The organism is Paenibacillus peoriae (assembly GCF_022531965.1).
Classification (GTDB): domain Bacteria; phylum Bacillota; class Bacilli; order Paenibacillales; family Paenibacillaceae; genus Paenibacillus; species Paenibacillus polymyxa_D.
In genome coordinates, this window is sequence record NZ_CP092831.1 from 3,417,128 (window position 1) to 3,439,350 (window position 22,223).

At 44.5% G+C, this 22,223-nt stretch carries 22 protein-coding genes; 4 read left to right on the top strand and 18 right to left on the bottom strand.

Annotated elements, in window-relative coordinates; genetic code table 11:
* Positions 1-187: 187 nt before the first annotated feature.
* The gene (locus tag MLD56_RS14970; RefSeq protein WP_029517287.1) at positions 188-1,384 is read right to left on the bottom strand and encodes an endonuclease Q family protein; all 1,197 of its coding nucleotides are present in this window, start codon (positions 1,382-1,384) and stop codon (positions 188-190) included.
* A gap of 4 nt (positions 1,385-1,388) precedes the next feature.
* Positions 1,389-2,000 carry an NUDIX domain-containing protein gene (locus tag MLD56_RS14975; protein ID WP_029517286.1) on the bottom strand — a complete coding sequence of 204 codons (612 nt, stop codon included), beginning with the start codon at positions 1,998-2,000 and terminating at the stop codon, positions 1,389-1,391.
* Positions 2,001-2,125: 125 nt separating this feature from the next.
* Between MLD56_RS14975 and mciZ the strand changes: the two genes are divergently transcribed.
* Positions 2,126-2,269, top strand: coding sequence for a Z-ring formation inhibitor MciZ (gene mciZ / locus MLD56_RS14980; protein ID WP_080658620.1), 144 nt, complete (start codon positions 2,126-2,128; stop codon positions 2,267-2,269).
* A gap of 71 nt (positions 2,270-2,340) precedes the next feature.
* On the opposite strand, the gene MLD56_RS14985 is transcribed toward mciZ, so the two are convergent.
* A complete protein-coding gene (locus MLD56_RS14985) occupies positions 2,341-3,474 on the bottom strand; it encodes a tripeptidase T (RefSeq protein ID WP_029517285.1) in 1,134 nt (377 codons plus the stop codon).
* 85 nt (positions 3,475-3,559) lie between these two features.
* Between MLD56_RS14985 and prli42 the strand changes: the two genes are divergently transcribed.
* Positions 3,560-3,664, top strand: a complete 105-nt coding sequence (gene prli42 / locus MLD56_RS14990) for a stressosome-associated protein Prli42 (protein ID WP_023989226.1) — start codon at positions 3,560-3,562, stop codon at positions 3,662-3,664.
* Between the two features lie 120 nt (positions 3,665-3,784).
* On the opposite strand, the gene lipB is transcribed toward prli42, so the two are convergent.
* The 6 genes from lipB to MLD56_RS15020 all read right to left on the bottom strand — a co-directional run bounded on the left by lipB (position 3,785) and on the right by MLD56_RS15020 (position 9,947).
* Positions 3,785-4,483 (bottom strand): lipoyl(octanoyl) transferase LipB, encoded by a 699-nt coding sequence (lipB, locus tag MLD56_RS14995; protein ID WP_029517284.1) that lies wholly within the window; start codon positions 4,481-4,483, stop codon positions 3,785-3,787.
* 45 nt (positions 4,484-4,528) lie between these two features.
* Positions 4,529-5,920: a dihydrolipoamide acetyltransferase family protein gene (locus MLD56_RS15000; RefSeq protein ID WP_029517283.1), complete on the bottom strand. Its 1,392-nt coding sequence runs from the start codon at positions 5,918-5,920 to the stop codon at positions 4,529-4,531.
* Positions 5,921-6,007: 87 nt separating this feature from the next.
* Entirely contained in the window at positions 6,008-6,994 is a 987-nt protein-coding gene (locus MLD56_RS15005; protein WP_029517282.1) for an alpha-ketoacid dehydrogenase subunit beta, read from the bottom strand.
* A 2-nt stretch (positions 6,995-6,996) separates the two neighbouring features.
* A complete protein-coding gene (locus MLD56_RS15010) occupies positions 6,997-8,025 on the bottom strand; it encodes a thiamine pyrophosphate-dependent dehydrogenase E1 component subunit alpha (protein WP_029517281.1) in 1,029 nt (342 codons plus the stop codon).
* 140 nt (positions 8,026-8,165) lie between these two features.
* Entirely contained in the window at positions 8,166-9,587 is a 1,422-nt protein-coding gene (lpdA, locus tag MLD56_RS15015; protein WP_069012719.1) for a dihydrolipoyl dehydrogenase, read from the bottom strand.
* Positions 9,588-9,713: 126 nt separating this feature from the next.
* Complete coding sequence (locus MLD56_RS15020; RefSeq protein ID WP_013310799.1) at positions 9,714-9,947, bottom strand: hypothetical protein; 234 nt, start codon at positions 9,945-9,947, stop codon at positions 9,714-9,716.
* Positions 9,948-10,155: 208 nt separating this feature from the next.
* On the opposite strand from MLD56_RS15020, the gene MLD56_RS15025 reads away from it, so the two are divergent.
* Together MLD56_RS15025 and MLD56_RS15030 are read left to right on the top strand one after the other, a co-directional pair.
* Complete coding sequence (locus tag MLD56_RS15025) at positions 10,156-10,752, top strand: thymidine kinase (protein WP_029517279.1); 597 nt, start codon at positions 10,156-10,158, stop codon at positions 10,750-10,752.
* Positions 10,753-10,923: 171 nt separating this feature from the next.
* A complete protein-coding gene (locus tag MLD56_RS15030; protein ID WP_029517278.1) occupies positions 10,924-11,700 on the top strand; it encodes a sporulation protein in 777 nt (258 codons plus the stop codon).
* A gap of 106 nt (positions 11,701-11,806) precedes the next feature.
* Here the strand turns inward: MLD56_RS15030 and MLD56_RS15035 are convergent, their stop codons facing one another.
* From MLD56_RS15035 to recN, 9 genes are all read right to left on the bottom strand, one after another.
* Positions 11,807-12,211 carry a hypothetical protein gene (locus tag MLD56_RS15035; protein ID WP_029517277.1) on the bottom strand — a complete coding sequence of 135 codons (405 nt, stop codon included), beginning with the start codon at positions 12,209-12,211 and terminating at the stop codon, positions 11,807-11,809.
* A 364-nt stretch (positions 12,212-12,575) separates the two neighbouring features.
* Entirely contained in the window at positions 12,576-13,079 is a 504-nt protein-coding gene (locus tag MLD56_RS15040) for a hypothetical protein (RefSeq protein ID WP_029517276.1), read from the bottom strand.
* Positions 13,080-13,243: 164 nt separating this feature from the next.
* Complete coding sequence (locus tag MLD56_RS15045; RefSeq protein ID WP_029517275.1) at positions 13,244-14,944, bottom strand: methyl-accepting chemotaxis protein; 1,701 nt, start codon at positions 14,942-14,944, stop codon at positions 13,244-13,246.
* A 300-nt stretch (positions 14,945-15,244) separates the two neighbouring features.
* Positions 15,245-15,994, bottom strand: a complete 750-nt coding sequence (locus MLD56_RS15050) for a class I SAM-dependent methyltransferase (RefSeq protein ID WP_029517274.1) — start codon at positions 15,992-15,994, stop codon at positions 15,245-15,247.
* A gap of 319 nt (positions 15,995-16,313) precedes the next feature.
* The gene (locus MLD56_RS26130) at positions 16,314-16,643 is read right to left on the bottom strand and encodes a tyrosine-type recombinase/integrase (RefSeq protein ID WP_029517273.1); all 330 of its coding nucleotides are present in this window, start codon (positions 16,641-16,643) and stop codon (positions 16,314-16,316) included.
* Between the two features lie 595 nt (positions 16,644-17,238).
* The gene (locus tag MLD56_RS15055; protein ID WP_029517272.1) at positions 17,239-17,712 is read right to left on the bottom strand and encodes a hypothetical protein; all 474 of its coding nucleotides are present in this window, start codon (positions 17,710-17,712) and stop codon (positions 17,239-17,241) included.
* Positions 17,713-18,175: 463 nt separating this feature from the next.
* Positions 18,176-18,979, bottom strand: a complete 804-nt coding sequence (gene spo0A, locus MLD56_RS15060; protein WP_029517271.1) for a sporulation transcription factor Spo0A — start codon at positions 18,977-18,979, stop codon at positions 18,176-18,178.
* Positions 18,980-19,195: 216 nt separating this feature from the next.
* The gene (gene spoIVB, locus MLD56_RS15065) at positions 19,196-20,356 is read right to left on the bottom strand and encodes a SpoIVB peptidase (RefSeq protein ID WP_029517270.1); all 1,161 of its coding nucleotides are present in this window, start codon (positions 20,354-20,356) and stop codon (positions 19,196-19,198) included.
* A gap of 123 nt (positions 20,357-20,479) precedes the next feature.
* Positions 20,480-22,198: a DNA repair protein RecN gene (recN, locus tag MLD56_RS15070; RefSeq protein WP_029517269.1), complete on the bottom strand. Its 1,719-nt coding sequence runs from the start codon at positions 22,196-22,198 to the stop codon at positions 20,480-20,482.
* Positions 22,199-22,223: the final 25 nt, after the last annotated feature.

Below are 22,223 nucleotides of genomic sequence, written 5' to 3' on the forward strand. Positions count from 1 at the left end.
GGCGTCCTGCCCCTTTCATCTGCTTGTTTGTCCAAAAAACAACCGTAATCCGACGGCTGATGGCTAGAAATGGGGCAGCTTTCGCTGCGGATCAAACATCACGAATGATGTGCCAAGCCAGCGGCATAGATAATTTATGGTTATGAACAAGCAGACGCTGATATGCCTTTAGAGGGACAAGACTTTACTAGGACTTAGCTATTTTGCCGTATGTTCCACCACCACCGGATACAAGCGACAGTCGCCCCTCGCGTGAAAGCACAATTTGCTCTGCCAGCACTTTTCCGACGACTGCTGCTAACTCCTCCTGTGTAACCTCATGTAAAATATTCATTTCTGTTCCAAATGCAGCCAATAGCTGGTTCAGCTTGGCTTTGCCCAGACCTGGAATAAATTCCAGTGGAATCTGGTAAATGTACGGCGGACGATGGGAGGGAATCATGGGTTGCTCACGGTCGGCAATGCTCCATATTCGATCCAGCACTCCTCGCACCAGCTTGGTATGACCACAGTCAGGACAGCGTTCATCCGCCATCTGTTGCTCGTCAATAATCGTACCGCAGCTTTGACAGTAAGAGCGATGGTATTTGCCCAGTTTTGGATTTAATCCGTAGTTGGCACGCACCCGTCGTCCTTCCCGCCGCTCCAAAGCCATTCTGAATTCATCAAAACACGGCTTCGCCAGTGATAATTTATTGTATTCTCGTCCGATTTTCCCGAGTGAATGGGCATCTGAATTCGTGAGAAAGCTGAAGCGATCCAGTTCCGAAATTAAACCGGCCATAGACGAATCTGCGCTCAGTCCCAGCTCCACCCCACTAATGAGCTCCATATCCAGCAGTTCCTCCATACGGGCCGCTGAACTGCCGTATATGCCCTTATGAGGAGTAAACACGTGCGCTGGCACCATAATGCCTCCACGTCCGTAAATTTGCTGCTGCAACTCGCGTGGCGGTGCATAGATTCGTTGTGAGCTGAGATTAACATTTTTCATATGCCGGGCCAGCCATTGGGTAAAATCCTCCATCGCCGCCAGATCTGGAAAGTAGGCCAGTACGTGCGCCTCAGGGCGACCTTCAGCACGTATTTCCAGCTCCGTGCCAAGGAGAATAACCGTATCCTGGTATGCGATACCGCCGCCGCTGATTTCCTTCATTTCACCCGTATGTAAATAGGTACGAATATCCTCCTGTACATTAGGTGCATGGCAGTCAATGATACCGATCAGCCCAATTCCTTTGCGACCGGAGGCTTCCTTAGCTATGTTGGCAAAGGTCAGATCGCGACTGCCACTAATTTTGACCGGATTTCCCTTCTCTGTCCTGCCAATATGAATATGCAAGTCTGCAAAGTAGTCGTTAAGTTCTACTATATTTTCATCCATACGCTTAGAAGCTCCCTGTAAGTTGGCGGAGTTGCCATGCATAGACGGCCAGAATCGTTTTGGCATCACTAATCCGTCCTTCACGAATGAGCGTCTGTGCTTCTTCCAGCGTCACCTCAAACAGCTCCAGAAATTCATCCTCATCCGGTTCCATCTCACCTAACTCCAGCTCTTCGGCCACATACAGATGAATGATTTCATCCGCAAACCCAGGAGAGGTATAAAAGGAATGCAGCAGCTTCAACGACTTGGCAGTATAACCTGTCTCTTCTCTCAGCTCACGTCCCGCTGCTTCCATCGGGTCTTCACCCCGCTCCAGCTTACCTGCAGGAATTTCCACCTCACAGCGCCCCATCGCCTGTCTGTACTGGTCCACGACCAGCATTTTCCCTTCATGTAGAGCCAAAACAGCCACCGCACCTGGATGCTTTACGATCTCACGCTTTCCAGTGGAGCCGTCGGGAAGCTCTACCGTGTCCACCTGTAATGTAATAACCTTTCCCTCAAAGATAGGCTGTGTGGACACGGTCTTTTCGTCTAGCGCAGGATTCGAATAAGGCTTGCGAGGTGCATCGTTTGTTGAATTGTTCAATTGTCCATTCGTTTGCTCGTTCATCAGTAAGTTTCCTCCTTCATATCTATCTTTCTTTATTAATTATCACCAAAGTTAGTCTAACTTGTCCACTTTGTACATAAGCTGGTGGTAGAATAACAAACTTCCTGTCATGAGGAGATGCAGAAATGAAAAGCTACCGTACTGAAAGCACCCTCCATATCGTTGGTAAAGCTTGGCAGATTCAAGCACTCTTGCGCCAATGGCAAAAGGAACACGGACCTACAGCCACTATCGCTTCGCTAGTTGTTCCAAAAAAGGTTCAGGTCTAAAGACGAAGGAACACTGTTCCTGTCTTTAACCTGAACCTTTTTTCAATATATTGCAAGTGTATGATACAAGTTTATTTTGTGGTTTCTTGAATCAGAGCTACGACAACTTCAGCAACCTTCACCAGGTCATCGGCCTTGATCTTTTCCTCTGTTGTATGGATGTTCTGATAGCCCACAGCCAAATTCACCGTCGGAATTCCAAGCCCGTTGAACACATTTGCATCTGAGCCACCACCGGAATGAAAGGTTGGCGTTGCCAGTCCCAGTCCTTGAATTGCACGTTGTGCAACCTGTACAACTTCATCATGCTCCGTAAAGCTGAATGCCGGATAGATGACTTCACTGCGGAACTCTCCCTGTGCACCAAATTCGCGTGCGGTGGTTTCCAGCGCTTCACGCATATGCTGAATTTGATGATTAACCTTTTCCTGCACAATACTACGTGCCTCTGCACGGATCAACACAAAATCGCATACCACATTCGTCGCGCCGCCGCCCTCAAAACTGCCGATGTTAGCGGTCGTTTCCTTATCAATCCGTCCTAGTTTCATTTTAGAAATTGCTTTAGAAGCGACCTGAATGGCACTAATGCCATCTTCGGGATTTACCCCCGCATGAGCGGACTTCCCAGTAATCTTCATTTCAATACGTGCCTGCGTGGGGGCAGCTATACAAATAGAGCCGACCTCACCATTCGAATCCAAAGCATATCCGAAATCAGAATCTAGCACGTCTGGCTTCATCGCACGTGCCCCCATCAAACCAGATTCCTCGCCAGCCGTAATCACGAACTGGATTTGACCATGGGGAATATTCTGTTCACGCACGACACGAATCGCCTCGAACAAAGCAGCAATTCCCGCCTTGTCGTCAGACCCCAGAATCGTTGAACCGTCACTACGAATCCAGCCATCCTCACCCAACTGCGGCTTAATGCCTTTACCCGGAGTAACGGTATCCATGTGGCAGGTAAAAAATAATTTGGGTGCTTGCTCTACACCTTCCGCTTTCCAGGTGACGATCAGATTGCCTGAACCATGTCCAGTTCTTTCACGAGAATCGTCTTCCATTACTTCCAGCCCGAGAGCATTAAACTTTTCTTTTAGGACGCGTGATATTTCCTGCTCATTTCTCGTTTCGCTATCCACCTGTACGAGTTCCATAAATTCCTGTACGATTCGGTCTTTTACTACTTTTACTGTCATTAAACTTTCCTCTCTTTCCCGATTACGCTACAATACGGATAGATGTTCTTATCTATGACTTAAACCTATCCTAAAGGAGTTACACATGTCGAACAAAAAATGGGTTCGTTTTTTCGTCTACATTATGCTCGCAGCTATGATTGGTTCTACACTGTTCATGGTAATTGAGCCGTTTATTATGCCACTATAATAACTATACCGCTCAAGGTATCCGGCTGCTCTAAGGCATTATGAAGCCTTGAGTGGACGAGCTGTTACGTAAAGCAAACAGGCGGGCTCCCGTGTAAATACACAATAGCCCGCCTTACCTTTATTGGAAAGAATGCGTTTGCCATTGCGCAGCAAATGAAAATTGCTGTTCAAAGTACGGTACAATTTCCTTCGCAATCTGCTCCACCGACGTAGGCTTCTGTATGCAGTCCTCCAATGATGTCACACCGTATTCCTGAATTCCGCACGGGACAATGCCCTCAAAGCCCTCATGCTGTATCCCTGATTTGATGTTAAAGGCAAAGCCATGGCTGGTTACGAAGCCCCGGCGGTGCTTACACTTGTTGAATTTGACACCAATGGCCGCAATTTTAAGATTCCCGATCCATACCCCCGTATATTCAGGCTTACGACTTCCCTCAACCCCATAAGATGCCAACAACCGAATGATCACTTCCTCCAGACTTCGAAGGTATCCATGCAGATTCAGCGCCTCCCGGTTGCCGAGCATAAGTAGAGGATATCCGACAAGCTGCCCCGGCCCATGATATGTAATGTCTCCCCCACGGTCAATCTGAAAGACGCTGATTCCCTGCTCCTTCAGTTGCTCTGGTGTGAGGAGCAAATGCTCAGGATGCCGCTGAGAGCCAATCGTGTAGGTCGGTGGATGCTGGAGAAGCATAAGCGTTTCTCTTGCCTCTCCCGCATCCAGCTTTCCCACAATCTCCTTCTGGACATCCCATGCATGGGCATATTCCATCCTATTCGTATAGGTTACATCAAGCGGTCGTCTGTTCACGGCCTGTCACTTCCTCTCCGTACATTTCCTCAACTGTTCGGATGATTAGTACAGCTTCGTATCCAAAGTGTAGCCTTCAAGATTTTCTTTAACCCGTTGCAAGAATCGTCCACAGATCACTCCATCCAAAATACGATGATCCAGCGACAAGCACAAATTAGCCATTGAGCGAACTGCAATCATATCATCGATAACCACGGGTCTTTTGACAATGGATTCAAAGGTAAGAATTGCAGCCTGCGGATAGTTAATCACCGGATAAGATAAAATGGAACCAAAGGAGCCTGTGTTGTTTACAGTGAACGTTCCGCCTTGCATGTCGTCCAATTTGAGCGTGCCTTCCCGGGTTTTACGTGCCAAATCGTCAATTTCACGAGCTAATCCAGCAATATTTTTCTGATCCGCTTTTTTAATAACAGGGGTAAGAACGGAGTCCTCTGTACCCACGGCTAGCGAAATATTGATGTCTCTTTTGACGATAATTTTATCCACTGCCCAGACCGAATTCATAATCGGATATTCCTTGATTGCATTCACGACTGCTTTCATGAGGAAAGCCAGATACGTAATATTAATTCCTTCTTTTTGCTTAAATTCGTTTTTAATCTTGTTGCGGAGCATCACCAGATTGGTCACATCCACCTCAATCGTCGTCCATGCATGTGGAATTTCCGAAACGCTTTGTCGCATATTGCGAGCAATTGCACTGCGAATGGGTGTAACATCAATAAAATACTCGGATCTGTTATTGTTGCCACCCTCAACTTCGATCACAGGAGCTTTTGGAGCCTCCGTCAAATGAATCCCACTGTTACGAACCGGAATAGCAGGGTCCATATTTTGAATCGGTGTACTGTACTGAGGGGCAGACTGCTGTCTTCCTGCAAAAGGAGAGCCTTGTCCTGTTGCCGTCACAGTCGGCTGTCCAGATGCTCCAGTGGCAGCGGAACTGCCCCGCTGCACATAATTCAGCACGTCTTTGCGGGTAATTCGTCCCCCCATGCCCGTGCCTGGTACTTGGCTTAAGTCCACATTATGCTCAGCAGCCAGGGTTTGCACCGCTGGGGAAAACCGTCCTCTCATGGACTGATCCGATCCAACACTCTGCTGAGTTTGTGTTTGTACGGTGCTTTGAGATGCTGGTGCAACAGGTGTCGCCCCTGATGCCACTGCAGGTGCAGCCGACTTCGTCTGAATACGGCAAATTAACTCACCTACCGCTACTGTCTGACCTTCCTCTGCCAACAGATCACCCATAATGCCGTCCAATGTGGATGGAATTTCTGCATTCACTTTATCTGTAATAACCTCGCAAATCGGCTCGAATTGCTCTACCGTTTCCCCAGGTTGTTTGAGCCATTTGGCAATTGTCGCCGATACGAGCGATTCTGCCAATTGTGGCATGGTCACGTCGTTCCATTGTGTTTGGTCTGACATTTTTTCAACTCCTTAACATCATAGAAGGGCGCGTTTTACCGCTACCCCACTACACTTTTGGAATGCTTTCGTCCAATCTTCCCTATATTAATACATTGCAAGACGGCGCATGGCTTCCTTCACTTTATCCTTGTTTAACATATAAAACTTCTCCATCGGTGGGCTAATCGGCATGGCTGGCACATCAGGAGCACATAGGCGCTCAATCGGTGCATCCAGCTCGAACAGACATTCCTCATTAATAATAGCCGATACCTCGGCACCGATGCCGCCCGTTTTGTTGTCCTCATGCACGATTAATACCTTACCCGTATGTCGTGCAGCCTCAACAATGGCTTCGCGGTCCAGCGGTTGGAGTGTGCGCAAATCCACAACCTGTGCAGTAATGCCCTCTTCCTTCTCCAATTCCTCAGCAGCCTGCATGACAAAATGCAAAGGCTGGCTATAACCGATGACCGTAATATCGTCACCCTCACGTAATAGATTAGCCTTGCCAATCGGAACGATATAATCATCCTCAGGCACTTCACCCTTGATCAGCTTGTAGGATTTTTTATTTTCAAAAAATAGCACTGGATCAGGGTCACGAATGGCTGCTTTCAGCAATCCTTTTGCGTCATAAGGTGTAAATGGAGCAACAATTTTCAAACCCGGCGTACCAAAAAAGATAGATTCTGGACACTGAGAGTGATACAAACCGCCAAAGATCCCTCCACCGATTGGTGCGCGAATTACAACAGGACAGTTCCAATCGTTGTTAGAGCGGTAGCGGATTTTAGCTGCTTCACTAATAATCTGGTTCGTCGCCGGAAGCATGAAGTCCGAATATTGCATTTCAGCAATCGGCTTCATTCCGTACATGGCTGCACCAATCGCTACCCCGGCAATAGCCGACTCAGCCAATGGCGTATCCATGACACGTTGCTCACCGAATTGGTCCATCAGTCCCTTTGTCGTTGTAAAGACACCGCCCTTCACCCCAACATCCTCACCTAATACAAAAACTGTTTCATCCTGCTCCATCTCTTCTTTCATCGCAAGACGAATCGCATCAATATATTCCATAATCGCCATCGTTACAGGCCCTCCCCATCGCTATCTGCATACACATGCAGCAGCGTATCTTCGGGCTTTGGAAAAGGCGCATTATCTGCATATTCAATCGCTTCCTTGATTTCGAGCAGCAGCTCAGCCGACAGATCCGCATCCTTGGCCTCATCCCAAATGCCGCATTCAATCAAGTAGCTTTTCATACGGGCTACGCCATCCTTGGCCCAATTCTCATCCACTTCCTCCTTGGTTCGGTAAGCCAGATCATTATCCGAGGTGGAGTGAGGAGACAGACGGTACATCATGGCTTCGATCAACGTAGGACCTTCACCACGGACAGCACGTTCCCGTGCTTCTTTCACCGCCGCATATACGGCCAACGCATCATTACCATCGACTCGAATCCCTGGGAATCCATATCCCAATGCACGGTCGCTTACCTTGCCTGCCAACTGTTTATGAATCGGAACCGATATCGCATATTGATTGTTCTCGCACATAATGATGACTGGCAGCTTCTGTACACCAGCAAAGTTACAGCCCTCGTGAAAATCTCCCTGATTGCTGGAGCCTTCCCCAAACGTAACAAATGATACAAAATCCTTTTTCTGCATTTTGGCAGCCAAAGCTACACCCACTGCATGCGGAACCTGTGTCGTTACTGGGCTGGAGCCTGTCACAATACGTAGCCGTTTACTACCAAAATGACCTGGCATCTGGCGACCACCGCTATTGGGATCATCTGCCTTAGCAAATGCCGACAGCATCAGTTCGCGCGGCGTCATTCCTACCGCAAGCACGAATCCATAATCCCGATAATAGGGAAGAAAATAGTCCTTTTCCCGGTCAAGGCCGAAAGCTGCACCTACTTGTGCCGCCTCCTGTCCAATGCCAGAAACGTGGAAATTAATTTTCCCTGCCCGTTGCAGGAGCATGTTGCGCTCGTCAAATCTTCTTGCGAGCAACATATATCTGTACATATCAATAACTTGTCCGTGAGTAAGTCCCAGCTGCTCATGTCTGAAGCCAGCGTCTACAGCGCCTTTAGAACTCATTGAGGCACCTCCTTAAGTGTCAAACATCCTACTTCCAGTACCTAGTACCATCTTGTCTTAAAACCTGGTACTAAACTCTGGCTAACCCCATTATAATCCTTTTCTGCCCAAAAAGAAAAGCACCGATTTATTTGAAAGGTCTATATGCCAATCGCCTGTCCATCAACGGCCAACATCGCTTCTCCCAAAATCTCCGACAACGTCGGATGCGGGTGAATAAGCTGTCCGACTTCCCACGGCGTAGCATCCAGCAGTTGCGCAAGAGCGGCCTCGCTGATCAGATCCGTCACATGCGTACCGATCATATGTACACCGAGAATATCATGGGTCTTCTCGTCGGCCACTACTTTGACGAAGCCGTCCCGACTGCCGTATACTAGCGATTTTCCGATAGCTTGAAAAGGAAATTTCCCTGTCTTCACCTGATGTCCACGCTCACGGGCTTCTTGCTCCGTTAAGCCGACACTCGCGGCTTCAGGCCGTGTATAAATACACCGCGGAATCAGATGGTTAGGTACACTGTGAAACTCTTCGCCCGCCAGATGATGAACCGCCTGCAAACCTTCATGGCTTGCCGCATGCGCCAGTTGTAAGCCGCCGATACAATCTCCAATGGCGTAAATATGTGGCTCATTCGTCTGCAAATGCTCATTAACCGAGATAAAGCCATGCTCTACGCGGATATCCGTATTTTCCAGCCCGATATTTTCCACATTGGCCTGACGCCCTACAGAAATGAGCAATTTGGAAGCGCTGAGGGTTTCGGTTTCTTCCCCTTTTTGCACGTCAATCTGTACGCCTTCCTCATCTTTGCCGTATGTTTTAGCCAGCACTTGTGAACCCGTCAGCACCTTGACACCACGCTTGGTTAACAAGCGCTGCATTTCACGCGAAACGTCTTCGTCTTCCGTGGGGATGAGGCGATTCGCGGCTTCAACCACCGTAACCTCTACGCCAAAATCATTTAGCATGGAAGCCCACTCCACGCCAATCACACCACCGCCCACGATAATCAGGGATGCGGGTAGCTCCTCCATCGTTAACGCTTCGTCACTGCTCAGAATAAATTCGCCATCTGGCTCTAGCCCGGACAGCACACGCGGGCGTGATCCCGTTGCAATAATGAGATGTGCAGGAACAATCGTCTCCATCTCGCCATCTTCTAATTCCACAGCAACTGCCCCGCTTTTTGGAGAAAATATAGACGGCCCAATCACGCGTCCCTTACCGCTCAGCACCGTAATTTTATTTTTACGCATCAAAAATTGAACGCCCTGATGCAACTGCTCCACAACGGCTTCCTTACGCTCCTGAACCTTGGGAAATACAAGCTGTGCTCCCGATGTCTCAATACCGTATTGTGCACTTTCCTTAATTGTCGCATATACTTCCGCACTGCGCAGCAAGGCCTTACTCGGAATGCAACCACGGTGCAGACAGGTTCCGCCAAGCTTGTCCTTTTCGATGATAACCACTTCTTTGCCAAGCTGGGCGGCACGAATAGCTGCTACATACCCCCCGGTTCCTCCACCCAAAATAGCGACATCACAATGTATAGTCATGTTTCTCCTCCATTAACAATTGATTATATATAGCTTATTGTACTCTCTTTATTTCACTGTACAAAATATAGCGTTTAGGCATAGGCTACAAAAAAGTTAACCATTTAATCCAGATCTCTTTCCATATCATTCATACAGCGCATCTCGTAATTTGGTAGACATCCTTGGACTTTGTGCTGATTTGGCTCGCAGCGCCTTGCGAAATGATTCATTTTGCTTGCGCAGAAAGTTCAGCTCTGTCTCCAGCTCAGTGATGAGTTCTAGAGCTTGCGGGCTGATCAGTCCTTGCTCCAGTAATGCTCCTTTTTTGGCACTATAATCCGTATTTTTTTCGTCCATGCCTTTCACTCTTCCCTTCATTCCACTACGCTTCACCATATCATGCCCGCGGCGGCAGAGCAATGACGACCACATTTACGTTTTAGGAATGGACATACAAAAACATGTCGAAAATCAATATATTTTCTCTAGTCTGTATACGGCTGGTTATGGTAATCTATAATGGCGTTTTCTTTCGGAGAAGAAGATTAACAGTGTTATGTACATGTTAGAGAGAGGGGAATTCGCTTTGCCTACAGGACGAATTACGATTATTACAGGCCCCATGTTCAGTGAAAAATCCGGCGAATTGATTCGCCGCTGTCAAAAACTAATCCAATACGGGCATCGTAAAGTGGTCGCTTACAAACCCGCTGAAGATAATCGTTATGCCGAGGACGAAATAGTAAGCCGGATCGGATATCGGCTGCCCGCTATCTCTATCCCCAGAAAACTCACAGATGAGCTCGTTCAGCGTATTTTGCAAGAAACACAAGATGCCGACGTGGTTGCCTTTGACGAAGTCCAGTTTTTCAGTCGTCATATTATGTCGCTCGTACAAGAGCTAGCTTATTGCGGCAAGCATGTCATTGCCGATGGGCTGAATCTGGATTACCGAGGCAAGGAATTCGGCTATGTCGGTGGTCTGCTCGCCATGGCGGATGACATCGAGAAGCTGACTTCCTTTTGCGCTGTATGTGGCAGCTCGGAAGCAGTATTTACGCAACGTATGGTAAATGGTAAACCTTCCACTGTGGGACCTATTGTGATGATCGGCGACTCTGAGGCTTATGAGCCTCGTTGTCGAAATTGCTTTATACCTCCTCATAAAGTGAACTGCGATTAGTAGACAGATGGATCGACAAACTGCAATATGCCTACGTGAGTATCAGTGACTTTTTTCTTGCATTTTTTTGGAACGATTCGAATCATTCCCCCGTATATCCGGTTAAGCTGTACAAGTTTTTAGTCTTCGTTTGTATATCATGACCATGAGATTATATGGGGGGAAGGAATAATGAGTTTCTTTAACAAAATCTTAGCAAGCGCAGGAATCGGTTCAGCTAAAGTCGATACGCTGGTGGATCAAGCCGTATATGTGCCTGGGGAAGAACTTAGTGGCGTCATGCGCATCAAAGGCGGCAAAATTGATCAGGAAATCGGCAAAATTGACATCGAGCTCAAGACTGAATATATCGTGGAGCACGATGATAAAAAAACTACCACCACCTGCTGCATTGCACGAATTAAGGTATCTGACGGCTTTCATCTAGAGCAAGGACAAGAGCTTGAAATTCCTTTTTCCTTCAGATTGCCGTTGGAAACTCCTGTTACTCACGCCAAACAGCCCGTCTGGCTGGAAACAGCATTAGATATTGGCATGGCTTTGGACCCGACCGATCGTGATTCACTCAAAATTGAGCCACATCCCTATATGAATACAGTGTTTGAGGCGGTTCACCTGTTGGGTTTCCGATTCCGCTCCTCCTCATGCGAACGTCACCCCAAGCTTGGACGCAGTGTTCCATTCGTGCAGGAGTTTGAATTTACGCCCGGCTCGGAATATGCACGGGATATCGAGGAACTAGAGTTGGTTATGCAGTTGGAACCCGAGGGTGTGCATGTGCTTGTAGAAGTAGACCGCAGGGGCAGAGGGTTGTCTGGTTGGCTGGAGAGTGCCTTTGATATGGATGAGCGTCATGCCTGGTTGAGCTTAAGCCGGGAAGAGCTATCCTATGGACCAGATCACATAGCAGATGCGCTTGAGGAATTAATTGACAGGCAACTTAGATAACAATGTAGAACATAGGCAAAAAACTCCTAACCAATTACTACATGGGTTGGGAGTTTTTATTAGTTTAAGAATTCTCTTAATGATGGTCCTCAACAGTCTGTATAGACTAAAGTGGCAACATATCTTGTCTTTCCGCCTTATGTTTACACTCTTTGCAGACCCCATACAGCGATCCATTGTCATCCGCATAGAAGGTTAATTTCTCTTCTTTTTTACAAAAGGAACATTTTTGCTTGCCAGTGCCCTGGATTGAGTCAGACAGTCCAAATCCAGTTTGGGCCTGAATACCTGCTGCTTTTGTATTCACGCGTGAACCGGAAGACCCTTTAGACTTAGATTCATTTCCAGTGCGGGATTGTCGAGCAGACTTACGAGGACGAAATTCAACGACATTACTGCCCCGCTGTTCATTCACTTGTTTGTTGCTGCTGCGATTACGCCTTGCTTTAACAATCAAACCCAATGCCACCAACAACACGCCGAAGAACACCCAAGTCAGACTATTCCACATGCTCTCATCCCCGCCTTTGCTTTAGAATCAATTGGGTTAATACCACTAGCCCGTTCAATGCGATGACTTAGCCTATAGTTTTATTCATTAAAATATACCCGTGTGTACAGCCTCTGTGCTGTTCATCCAATGCCTACCCACATAACCGTACCCTCCACTACAACATCCGACTCGCCTCTTAGCAAGAAATTGAGCATGTTAGGTAAATCATCTTCTCCTGAGGAGTACATTGACCGTTTTACAAATTGTACATCATCCTTTTGAAAAACGATAATATCTACTCTAGGGAAATCGTTCTCTTATCAAAATGCTTATCTACTGCTCAATGGTGAGAACAAGAACAAAAATGCCTCAGATGGCTACATTACTCCCCTTGATAATAAAAATCAATGAATCTTTTCGTCAACGGATTAAACTTATCAAAGCGTTTGCGATGCGGTAAAAAACCTGACTTATGTACTTGTTCAGCTAGTGTTTCTACATGTTCAAATCGCTTGAAAAAAGGCAACGCGAAAGTGTAGATATCTTCAATAATCTCTTGGATCACGCGCTCTCTTTCTGCTTCTGTGGACACAAGGTAATCCCTGTTTCCCGTATATTTCTTAGTCAGAGCAATCAACTCACTCTGAAAACAAGCCCCCGTACTATACTTCTTTTTTATTTTTTTGGATTCCACGATAATATAAACTTTTAATGCACCATATTTAGTCGCACCAAAATAAATTTCAAATATAAATTCCTTGGTGTCTTTTTTCAAAACTTTTCTGCTTTTCAGATACTTAAAATCATTCAAAAATGGTGTGGCTATGATTTTATCTATCGCTAACTGACGTAGGTCACTTGCTTTAAGTTCAGTCTTATTGTCCATGATGTCACTCCAACCCAAAGAATTTCCCACCATTATATCATATCGTTCCAATTACAGGCTCTTCTTATCTCCACTCTTTAATTGCAATGTATTAATAAAAAACAGAAAAAAGCCGCTCACAATAGAGCAGCTATTCCTCTGAGACATAAAAAGCAGTATATGAATTATACTTTGAATTTACCAATTTGTCCTTGCAGATCTTCTGCCATTTTGGACAGGTTTCTTGCAGAGGAAGCAATTTCCTCCATCGATGCCAGTTGTTCTTGAGTCGCAGCAGACACGTGCTGTGTCCCGGCTGCAGCCTCCTCAGCAATTGCTGAAATTTGTTTAACAAAGCCAACAATCTCATCGGTACTTGCAGACATTTGTTCCGATCCAGCAGAGACCTCTTCAATTTCACTGGCCACTTTATTTACGGTTTCCTGAATGAGTTCAAAGGATGCGCCTGCATTTTGTACAACTTCACGACCTGTCATGACATCCTTCCCGTTGGACGCTACCGCCTCAATAGCATGGGTAGTATCCTTTTGAATCAATCCCACAAGCTCCGTAATTTGTTGAGCAGAATGAGCCGATTGTTCAGCCAACTTGCGAACTTCGCCTGCAACTACAGCAAATCCGCGACCATGTTCTCCTGCACGTGCCGCTTCAATCGCAGCATTCAAGGCAAGAAGGTTGGTCTGACTAGAAATATTGGTGATAACATCAATGATCTTGCCAATTTCGTCTGAGCGCTCTCCCAATCCAGCCATGAGATCTGCCAATCCATTCATAGAATCATTCACGGCATTCATCTGCGTAACTGCCTGTTGAATCATCTGGTTACCTTCAGCCGATTTATGGGCCGCATCTTGCGCAGATGCAAATACATTTTGCGCACGGATGGCGATTTGCTCAACACCGATAGACATTTCCTCAATAGCTTGGGACGATTTCGTCACCATATGCACCTGGTCTCCTGTTCCAGTAGCTACTTCTTGCACCGTTTCGGTTATTTGTGCAGAAGCTTGGCTATTTTGCTCTGCGCTGGCCGTCAATTCTTCTGAGGAAGTGGTTACCAGCTCAGTCGTCTTACTCACAGATTGAATCAGTTCACGAAGGTTCTCAACCATGACATTGAAAGAATGTGCCAACGTACTGATTTCGTCCTTGCCCTTCACAATGATAGCTTCACTTGTAAGATCACCCGATGCGATACTTTCAGCAGCACGACTGATTCGCAAGATAGGTTTAGAAATAATTTGGGCTATGATGATTGCCATGATCAATGCTAATATAACGGCTGCAACGCTCAAAACGATGACCAGTTGTCTACCTGAAATAAAGTTGTCAACCGCTTCTTTCGTAGTTTGTTTAGATCCATCTGCATTCAATTTAATGAGCTGACTGATCATATCGTTTGAACTATACCATAACTTATAGGACTCTTGATGAAGGATGCTTGATTGAGTGTAATCATTAGCTTTACCCGCTTCAATCACTTCTGGCAACTTAGCCAAATACTCCGTATAATTTTTGGAGAATTCTTCATACATTTCGCGTTCTTTAGGGGTAGCAATTAATTTTTCGTATGTTTTTCGGCCGTCCTCAACCTTTTTTAGAACCTTATCAAATTCGGCCTGAACCTTCTCCATTTCCTCCGCGTCGCGTTCTACAATAATGTTTAATGAGATCCGCTCTACATCAGATATATCACCATTTAGTGTTCCCAGGATAGTCACACTTGGCATCCAATGGCTATCTATTTCCATCGAAGTGTCGCCTAAATTTTTCATTTTTGAGATAGATGTTGTACTAATGACAATCAATAATATTATTACCGCAAGAAAACCCAATATCAATTTTGTTCGAATGTTAAATTTCATATATTCGCTCCTCAGTTCTCTTTATATTAGATACTATATCGACAAGAAACGACACATAGTTTATATCAAAATTAAAGAGAATTTCAGAACTGTCTACAAAAGGAAAATTTTTCTTTGTGATGGTTAGCGGAACTAATTCAGGTTTATATTATATACCTCTTGTAGAGTATTATGTTTTATAATTCCCAACAATTGTACCGTCATATATAGCAAGAGAGATGCTGCAAATCTTTATTCACTTATTGCATCAAACTTCTAAGTTTAAAAAAAAGATACCCAAAACGGGTATCTCTTTATGTTTTACTTCCTAGCAATCACCATAAATCGTTCTGAATTTGTCCTTATTCCTATTTCGGTTTGGTTTTCCAAAATAAATTGTTGGAGTATTTGAAAATCAATTTCTTTTTCTCCGAAGTTAGGAACTATTGGAGTGTATTTCAAGAGAAATATTAAGTCTGCAGGAGTCTGATAATATTCGGTTGCATTGAATTCAAATGACTGTATGTCGTTAAAGCCCGCATCACTTAATTCCGTAATATATTTAGCTTTTAACGAGTCTTTCTTAGCACCCCATGCCTGTCCTCTTCCAAACGCTTCTTTAATATTTAATTTGTCGTTTTCGCTTACTTGCTGTGTCAGGAACATACCACCCTTTACTAACACCTTTTCTATTTCTTTTGCATAAAAACATGAGTGTCGAGAAGAGATTACATTAAAGAAGTTCTCAGGAAAATTTAGATTTTCAGCACCCATCTGGAGAAAACGAACATTTGCTATGTCTGATTCAGCAGAATTCTTGGTTGCTGTTTCAATCATTCCGGTGGAATGGTCAATCCCAACTAGAAGTAATGCAGAATCTGCTATTGATAAAATGGCTTCCCCGCCGCCAGTACCGATGTCAAGCAATATGTCCGACTTCTTGCATGTCTTCGCTACTTCATTGTAGAAGTCCCATTTTACGCCTTTGGAGATACATTTCACGTTACTGAAATCCCATCCGTTGATTTTTCCAATCTTATCATAAAACTCTTTATACTCTATTGAATTCATTTACTTTTCACCTTCCAAATAAGGATAAAAGCTACGGGCTAGCAGACCGATATTCAAAATTTTAGTTTGTTTAGTCAAAAGGATAGACTCCCCCCTTGACGGCTGGTACGCGTTTTTTTCCAACCCGGAAACTAAATACTTCGAACAATACGGAAAGACATCCGATTCACCTCATTTGAAAGATTGTTTCAATTATATTTCTAATAGAACTTGTCGATCAAGCATATTCTTCGCACCAACACCATTGTACGTCCACTAGAATAAAAGCTGAGACGCTCACCATGCCATTATCTTTAATGAAGGAGCCGTACAACAGTACTTAAAGGGCGAAAGCTAATACAAGCAAAGCCCATGGCAGACTATTGGCAGCGGTACGATTGATTAGACAGAATATAAGGTTGGCAATGCAGAAATAGGCTTCAGAGTAGCGGTCTTTATAACGCATCCAGCTTTTTATCTTGTTAACTGATCTGAAGGAAAAATAAACATACTTCTCCTTCTTATTCTTAGCATTCTTCACAAATATACTTTTGTGCTTGAAATCAAAGGATTCTGGCTGTAGACTCAGGCATTCACCTTTTCTCATCCCCTTACCAAGCAGTAAACAGGTAATTGCATAGTTTCGAATACCCATGAAAAGTAGCCGCATCAAATTGACCCAACACCTTTTTGATTTGTTCTGTTGTTAAAGTCTTATTTACCTTACGTTATACTTTCGGGTTCTCAATGCTTCAACCGGATTTTTTGGTATTTCAAGTTCCTCTTCGTAGAGATAATTGAAGAACACCTTTATATTCCGAATATAGTTTGCAATTGTGGTTGTGGAAATGTTCTTCTTGAGGTCTGAATATTTCTCTAGGTGCTTCTTCTCCTAGTCTCCACCTATTGACTACTGTATACTTCCAAGGTTCCTGCAAATATTTAATGTACTGCCGGAAGTGTCAAGACTGAACTTTCTTCACGTATTCAATCTGATACTGATCTTGTAAATGCTTACCGAACAACTTTATGGTCAGTTTCGTAACTACTAAAGTTTTACGTGCAATATTCTTAGACGAACAGTAAAGCATAAAACTATACAGTTGAAATTCAAAATCTTCCATAAAAAAATACCGCTGATCTATTGGTCACGGATGACCCAATAAATCAGCGGTATTGGCTGAATTGTTATGCTTCACCTTATTCTCAATCTGTAGTTTATCTGCCACCACTGCGATGAACTTTCGATTCCTGAGGTGAGCGTCTCAATTCGGAATATACCCTGCTATGCCTTCAAAAGAATAACCGGATCCTCCATTACCAAGCTCGTTAAAATCAGTGGTATAGAAGTGATCTGTACCGTTATAGTATCTATATAACGGTGATGTGTCTGGTTGCTGTTGCGGGAAAATGTAACCTTGTATGCCTTCAAGGCTATAACCATTCATGCCATTGCCAAGCTCATCAAAATTAATGGTATAAAAGTGATCTGTACCATTATAGTATCTATATAACGGTGATGTATCTGGTTGCTGTTGCGAGAAAATGTAACCTTGTATGCCTTCAAGTCTATATCCACTCATACCGTTGCCAAGCTCATCAAAATTAGTGGTATAGAAATGGTCAACGTTGTTGTAGTAACGATACAGCGGAACGGTTCCGTCGGCTGCACTTACAGAACTAAATGTGGAGAACATTGCAAACATAAACAATAAAATTACGGCGATTCTTTTTTTCACAACAACCAAGCCTCCTATGGGCAAAGTATTTAAGCTGGCCAGCTACCATTCTAGTATTGCATTTATCTAATCCATATACAATAGTAAAAAGGTACTAATATGTTTTTTTGAAATTTTTATCCAATGTTTGAATTTATATATTATTTTTTTAATATTTCATTTCGTTTTGTTCACCACTTCCGACCAAAATTGTTTAGTACTTATTGGATTACAAGCTTTTACTCGTCCTGTCTCAAGTAGATACTTGATATGGTGACGGGGAATTTCAAAATCGTTTATAAAAAATACCGCTCCTTTACTGGTCTTTGGAAGAACCAATAAAAAGGCGGTATCAGTTGTCTACTATTCAGAAGTTAATCGGTATCGGGACGACTGTTATGGAGATTCGTAGCCGTCCCTACAATTATCATTCATAAATGTCAAAACCCAAGAATTCCTTGCTTTATCAATCATTCTGATCCTTTCAGGACACCTTGTTCTCAATTCTCAGCTTATCTGCCACCATCGCTATGAACTCACTATTGGTTGGTTTGGACTTACTGATATTAATGGTGTAACCGAACAGGTGTGAAATACTGTCGATATTTCCGCGGGTCCATGCTACCTCGATAGCATGACGAATGGCGCGTTCTACGCGAGATGCCGTCGTTTTGAACTTTTCGGCAATTGCCGGATATAATGTTTTGGTGATGGCTCCTAAAATTTCGATATTATTGTACACCATCGTAATGGCTTCACGTAAATATTGATAGCCCTTGATGTGAGCTGGTACACCAATTTCATGTATGATGGCCGTGATACTGGCATCCAGGTTTTTCGTCTTACCCATAGGTACAACGTTGGACCGCATGGATGAAATGGTCACCGGACTGCTGTTAACTAACTGAGGTCCCACCAATTGGCGAACACGGTTAGCCAGCACTTCCATGTCAAACGGCTTCAAAATATAATAAGATGCCCCGAGCTGTACGGCCCTCTGTGTAATATTTTCTTGACCGAATGCAGTCAGCATAATGATTTTCGGCTGTGGAGTCAGGTTCATTTCTCTCAAACGCTCCAATACACCCAGACCATCCAGATGAGGCATAATAATATCCAAAATAAGTACATCAGGTATGTTGCGGGATTCTGCGATGCGTTGGAGCACTTCTTCGCCGTTATAGGCGATTCCTGTAACTTCCATATCCTCCTGATCGGAAATATATTCAGCAAGCAAATTCGTAAATTCCCGGTTGTCATCAGCCAACAATACCTCAATTTTTTGCAATGTACTTCCTCCTCATTGAGTGATATTCCATTGTGATATCTGTTTACAGTATATAAATATTTCTTGTCGGAGTATATGATTTCGACATCGAATTATGAATTCCTTCTGTCGAAAATTATTTTTATTTATTTTTTTTATAGTTTCTATTATAATTGATTCTTTATCTTGCAATTATGAGCTATTCCCCTGCTTTTCGACAAAAAAATCTTAAGGCCACTAGCTCGCCTTAAGATTAGAAGATGATTTTAAGCTTACGTTATTCTGCATGATTCCTGCATCGCGCAGCATCCATTCGATAAAACAACCGTAACCTGATTTAGGATCATTCACAAATACATGTGTTACAGCCCCGATAAGCTTACCATTTTGGATGATCGGACTACCGCTCATTCCTTGCACGATTCCCCCGGTCTTATCCAACAGCTTTGGATCTACAATACGAATCACAAGTCCTTTGGTTGCCGGTTTGTCCTGCTGAGAAATGTGTACAATTTCCGCCTGAAACCGCTGAATTTGTTGACCTTCCAGTACAGTCAAAATTTCTGCAGGTCCTTCCTTTACTTCATTCGCAAGAGCCACCGGAATAGGAGTCGAATACAATCCATATTGCGGCTCATCTGACATTTTCCCAAAGATTCCGAAATTCGTATTTCGTTCAATATTTCCTAATACCCGATGATCTTTGAGAAAATGAGCGCGTTTTTCTCCTGGTTCCCCACTTTGGCTTTTCGCAATTGATGTCACATTGGACTGCACAATCTCTCCGCTTCCCACGACAATAGGGGTTTGGGTATTCATATCGGTAATTACGTGGCCCAAGGCCCCGTATACACCTTGGTCTGGTGCGTAAAACGTTAATGTACCTACACCTGCAGCCGAGTCCCTAATATACAACCCAAGCCGCCATGCTTTATCATCCTGATCATATGCTGGTGTTAACTTGGTGGAAATGGTCTGCTCACCTCGACAAAGCGTAATGTCGAGCGGCTTTTTATTCTTACCTGCTTCGTCTACTACTTCAGCAACCCTTGCCAGGCTATTGAGTGGTTTGCCGTTCATGTGTGTAATCCGATCCCCTAGGCGAATCCCCGCTGTTTCACCAGGTGATACCTTACGATCATTACTTTCCTGAATGATATGGTGACCGACGACAAGCACTCCTGAAGATTTTACTTTAACCCCAATCGTCTGCCCTCCCGGGTATACTTTTAAATCGGGAATTACACTTTCTTGGGTTGTCCTCACGCTTTTAGAACCGAACAAATCCAAAGAAGCTTGTGGAGGCAGCGCTGCTTGCACATGCTGAGCGTTACCGATAGAACACATAAGAAAAACAAGCAAAAGACCGAGCAATTTGATCCTGGAGTAAAAATTCAATGGCTGTCACGCTCCCTTTGCTTCTTTCGCTTGACGAGTAAAGGTGGTCGCCAATTGCGTACCTATAAGGTAACCTTGCCCCCAGGCTTTTATAACTGTTAAACATTACGCCGGCCGCTCTTTTCAGGCTTTCTTTCCTTCCGCCAAATTCAGCATTTCCTGTGCGTGATGCAATGTTTTTTCGGTAATTTCCACACCGCCCAGCATCCGTGCCAATTCTTTAACACGCCCGTCCTCCGTAAGTCCCTCAATTTGAGTCATGGTCCGTCCGTCATGAACATTTTTCTCAATAAGGTACTGATGATCTGCCATACATGCCACCTGTGGCAAATGAGTAATGGAGAACACCTGACAAACGGAAGATAAACGATATAGCTTCTCGGCAATGGATTGAGCTGCACGACCACTCACCCCAGTATCCACCTCGTCAAAAATGAGTACTGGAATTTGATCATGACGCGCAAAAATACTTTTCATCGCCAACATGATACGTGATAGCTCACCGCCTGAAGCGATCTTACCAAGTGGACGTAATGGCTCACCTGGATTAGGGGAAATAAGAAATTCAGCATTATCAATGCCCTGCTTGGTAGGTCTTACCTTCAGACCTTTGTACTCATATCCGCGTGGATCTTCAATTGGATCAATGCGCACCTTGAGTGACGTTCTTTCCATCTGTAGGTCTTTTAACTCCTGCTCCACTTGCTCTGCAAGCTCTTCAGCGCAAATTTCACGTGCTTCTGTAAGCTCTTCCGAAATCTCAAGCAAATCGGACAGCAACTCGTCCCGTTTTGCAATGAGCTGCTCCAGCCGCTCATCTTTATTTTCCAGCAGATCGGTTTCCTGCTCAATACGGCTATAGTATTCCAAAATCTGCTCTATACTATCACCATATTTTCGCTGTAATCCGGTAATTTGATTCAAACGTTGTTCCACTTCATGCAGCTTGCCTGGATTAAATTCAATATCCTCACGATAAGAACGTAATTGGAATGCTGCGTCCTCCAACTGGTAAAAAGCAGACTGAATCTGCTCTGCAATGGGCTGAAGGCTTTTGCTGTCATAGTTTTGGACATCGTTCAATCTGGACAACACGTTATTGATCGTATCCAGTCCACCTCTGCCGCTTAAGAGTTCGTATGCTCCTGATATCCCATCCATCATTTTCTCACTATGGGATAGCTTGACCCGTTCTTCTGCCAATAATTCATCTTCTCCCAATTTCAACTCCGCCGCAGCGATCTCTTCTAGTTGAAATCGGTACATATCCAAAAGCTGATAAGCCTTTTGACTGGAGCTTTGCAGTTCTCTTACTTCTTTTTCCGCTTTGACAAAAGCATTGTAACGCTCCCGATAAAGCGTTTTGACCGGACCGATCACCGAATCACCGAACGTATCCAGCAGCGCCAGATGGCGATCTGCACGTAGCAGGCTTTGATGCTCATGCTGCCCGTGTATATTGACGAGTTGTTCACCTACCTCACGCAGCATCGTTAAATTAACCATCTGGCCGTTAATTCGAGAAGAGCTTTTTCCCTGAACCGTAAGTTCACGACGAATTAGCAAATGCTCCTCCGCATTAGCCTTAATCCCTTGTTCCTCAAGTGTATTCCAAACGGGATGTTTTACTGGCAGTTCAAACAAGGCTTCCATCTCTGCTTTATCACAACCGTAACGTACTAAATCAGCAGAGCCCCTACCGCCTGCAATTAGCCCAAGCGCATCGATAATAATGGATTTACCAGCACCTGTTTCCCCGCTCAACACATGAAACCCTTTATAAAAATGAACATCGACGGCCTCTACGACCGCCAAATTCCGTATAGACAAAGTGACCAGCATCGTTCTTTCACCTCTATGATGTACA

What these genes read in the sequence shown, in the direction of transcription:
- MLD56_RS14985 (WP_029517285.1), bottom strand. Translation starts at nt 3,474, where the DNA reads ATGACAGTAAAAGTAGTAAAAGACCGAATCGTACAGGAATTTATGGAA.
- MLD56_RS26130 (WP_029517273.1), bottom strand. Translation starts at nt 16,643, where the DNA reads ATGCGGCTACTTTTCATGGGTATTCGAAACTATGCAATTACCTGTTTA.
- MLD56_RS15020 (WP_013310799.1), bottom strand. Translation starts at nt 9,947, where the DNA reads ATGAAGGGAAGAGTGAAAGGCATGGACGAAAAAAATACGGATTATAGT.
- prli42 (WP_023989226.1), top strand. Translation starts at nt 3,560, where the DNA reads ATGTCGAACAAAAAATGGGTTCGTTTTTTCGTCTACATTATGCTCGCA.
- MLD56_RS15005 (WP_029517282.1), bottom strand. Translation starts at nt 6,994, where the DNA reads ATGGCGATTATGGAATATATTGATGCGATTCGTCTTGCGATGAAAGAA.
- MLD56_RS15035 (WP_029517277.1), bottom strand. Translation starts at nt 12,211, where the DNA reads ATGTGGAATAGTCTGACTTGGGTGTTCTTCGGCGTGTTGTTGGTGGCA.
- MLD56_RS14970 (WP_029517287.1), bottom strand. Translation starts at nt 1,384, where the DNA reads ATGGATGAAAATATAGTAGAACTTAACGACTACTTTGCAGACTTGCAT.
- MLD56_RS15000 (WP_029517283.1), bottom strand. Translation starts at nt 5,920, where the DNA reads ATGTCAGACCAAACACAATGGAACGACGTGACCATGCCACAATTGGCA.
- MLD56_RS15045 (WP_029517275.1), bottom strand. Translation starts at nt 14,944, where the DNA reads ATGAAATTTAACATTCGAACAAAATTGATATTGGGTTTTCTTGCGGTA.
- MLD56_RS15030 (WP_029517278.1), top strand. Translation starts at nt 10,924, where the DNA reads ATGAGTTTCTTTAACAAAATCTTAGCAAGCGCAGGAATCGGTTCAGCT.
- lpdA (WP_069012719.1), bottom strand. Translation starts at nt 9,587, where the DNA reads ATGACTATACATTGTGATGTCGCTATTTTGGGTGGAGGAACCGGGGGG.
- MLD56_RS15050 (WP_029517274.1), bottom strand. Translation starts at nt 15,994, where the DNA reads ATGAATTCAATAGAGTATAAAGAGTTTTATGATAAGATTGGAAAAATC.
- MLD56_RS15010 (WP_029517281.1), bottom strand. Translation starts at nt 8,025, where the DNA reads ATGAGTTCTAAAGGCGCTGTAGACGCTGGCTTCAGACATGAGCAGCTG.
- mciZ (WP_080658620.1), top strand. Translation starts at nt 2,126, where the DNA reads ATGAAAAGCTACCGTACTGAAAGCACCCTCCATATCGTTGGTAAAGCT.
- MLD56_RS15040 (WP_029517276.1), bottom strand. Translation starts at nt 13,079, where the DNA reads ATGGACAATAAGACTGAACTTAAAGCAAGTGACCTACGTCAGTTAGCG.
- recN (WP_029517269.1), bottom strand. Translation starts at nt 22,198, where the DNA reads ATGCTGGTCACTTTGTCTATACGGAATTTGGCGGTCGTAGAGGCCGTC.
- MLD56_RS14975 (WP_029517286.1), bottom strand. Translation starts at nt 2,000, where the DNA reads ATGAACGAGCAAACGAATGGACAATTGAACAATTCAACAAACGATGCA.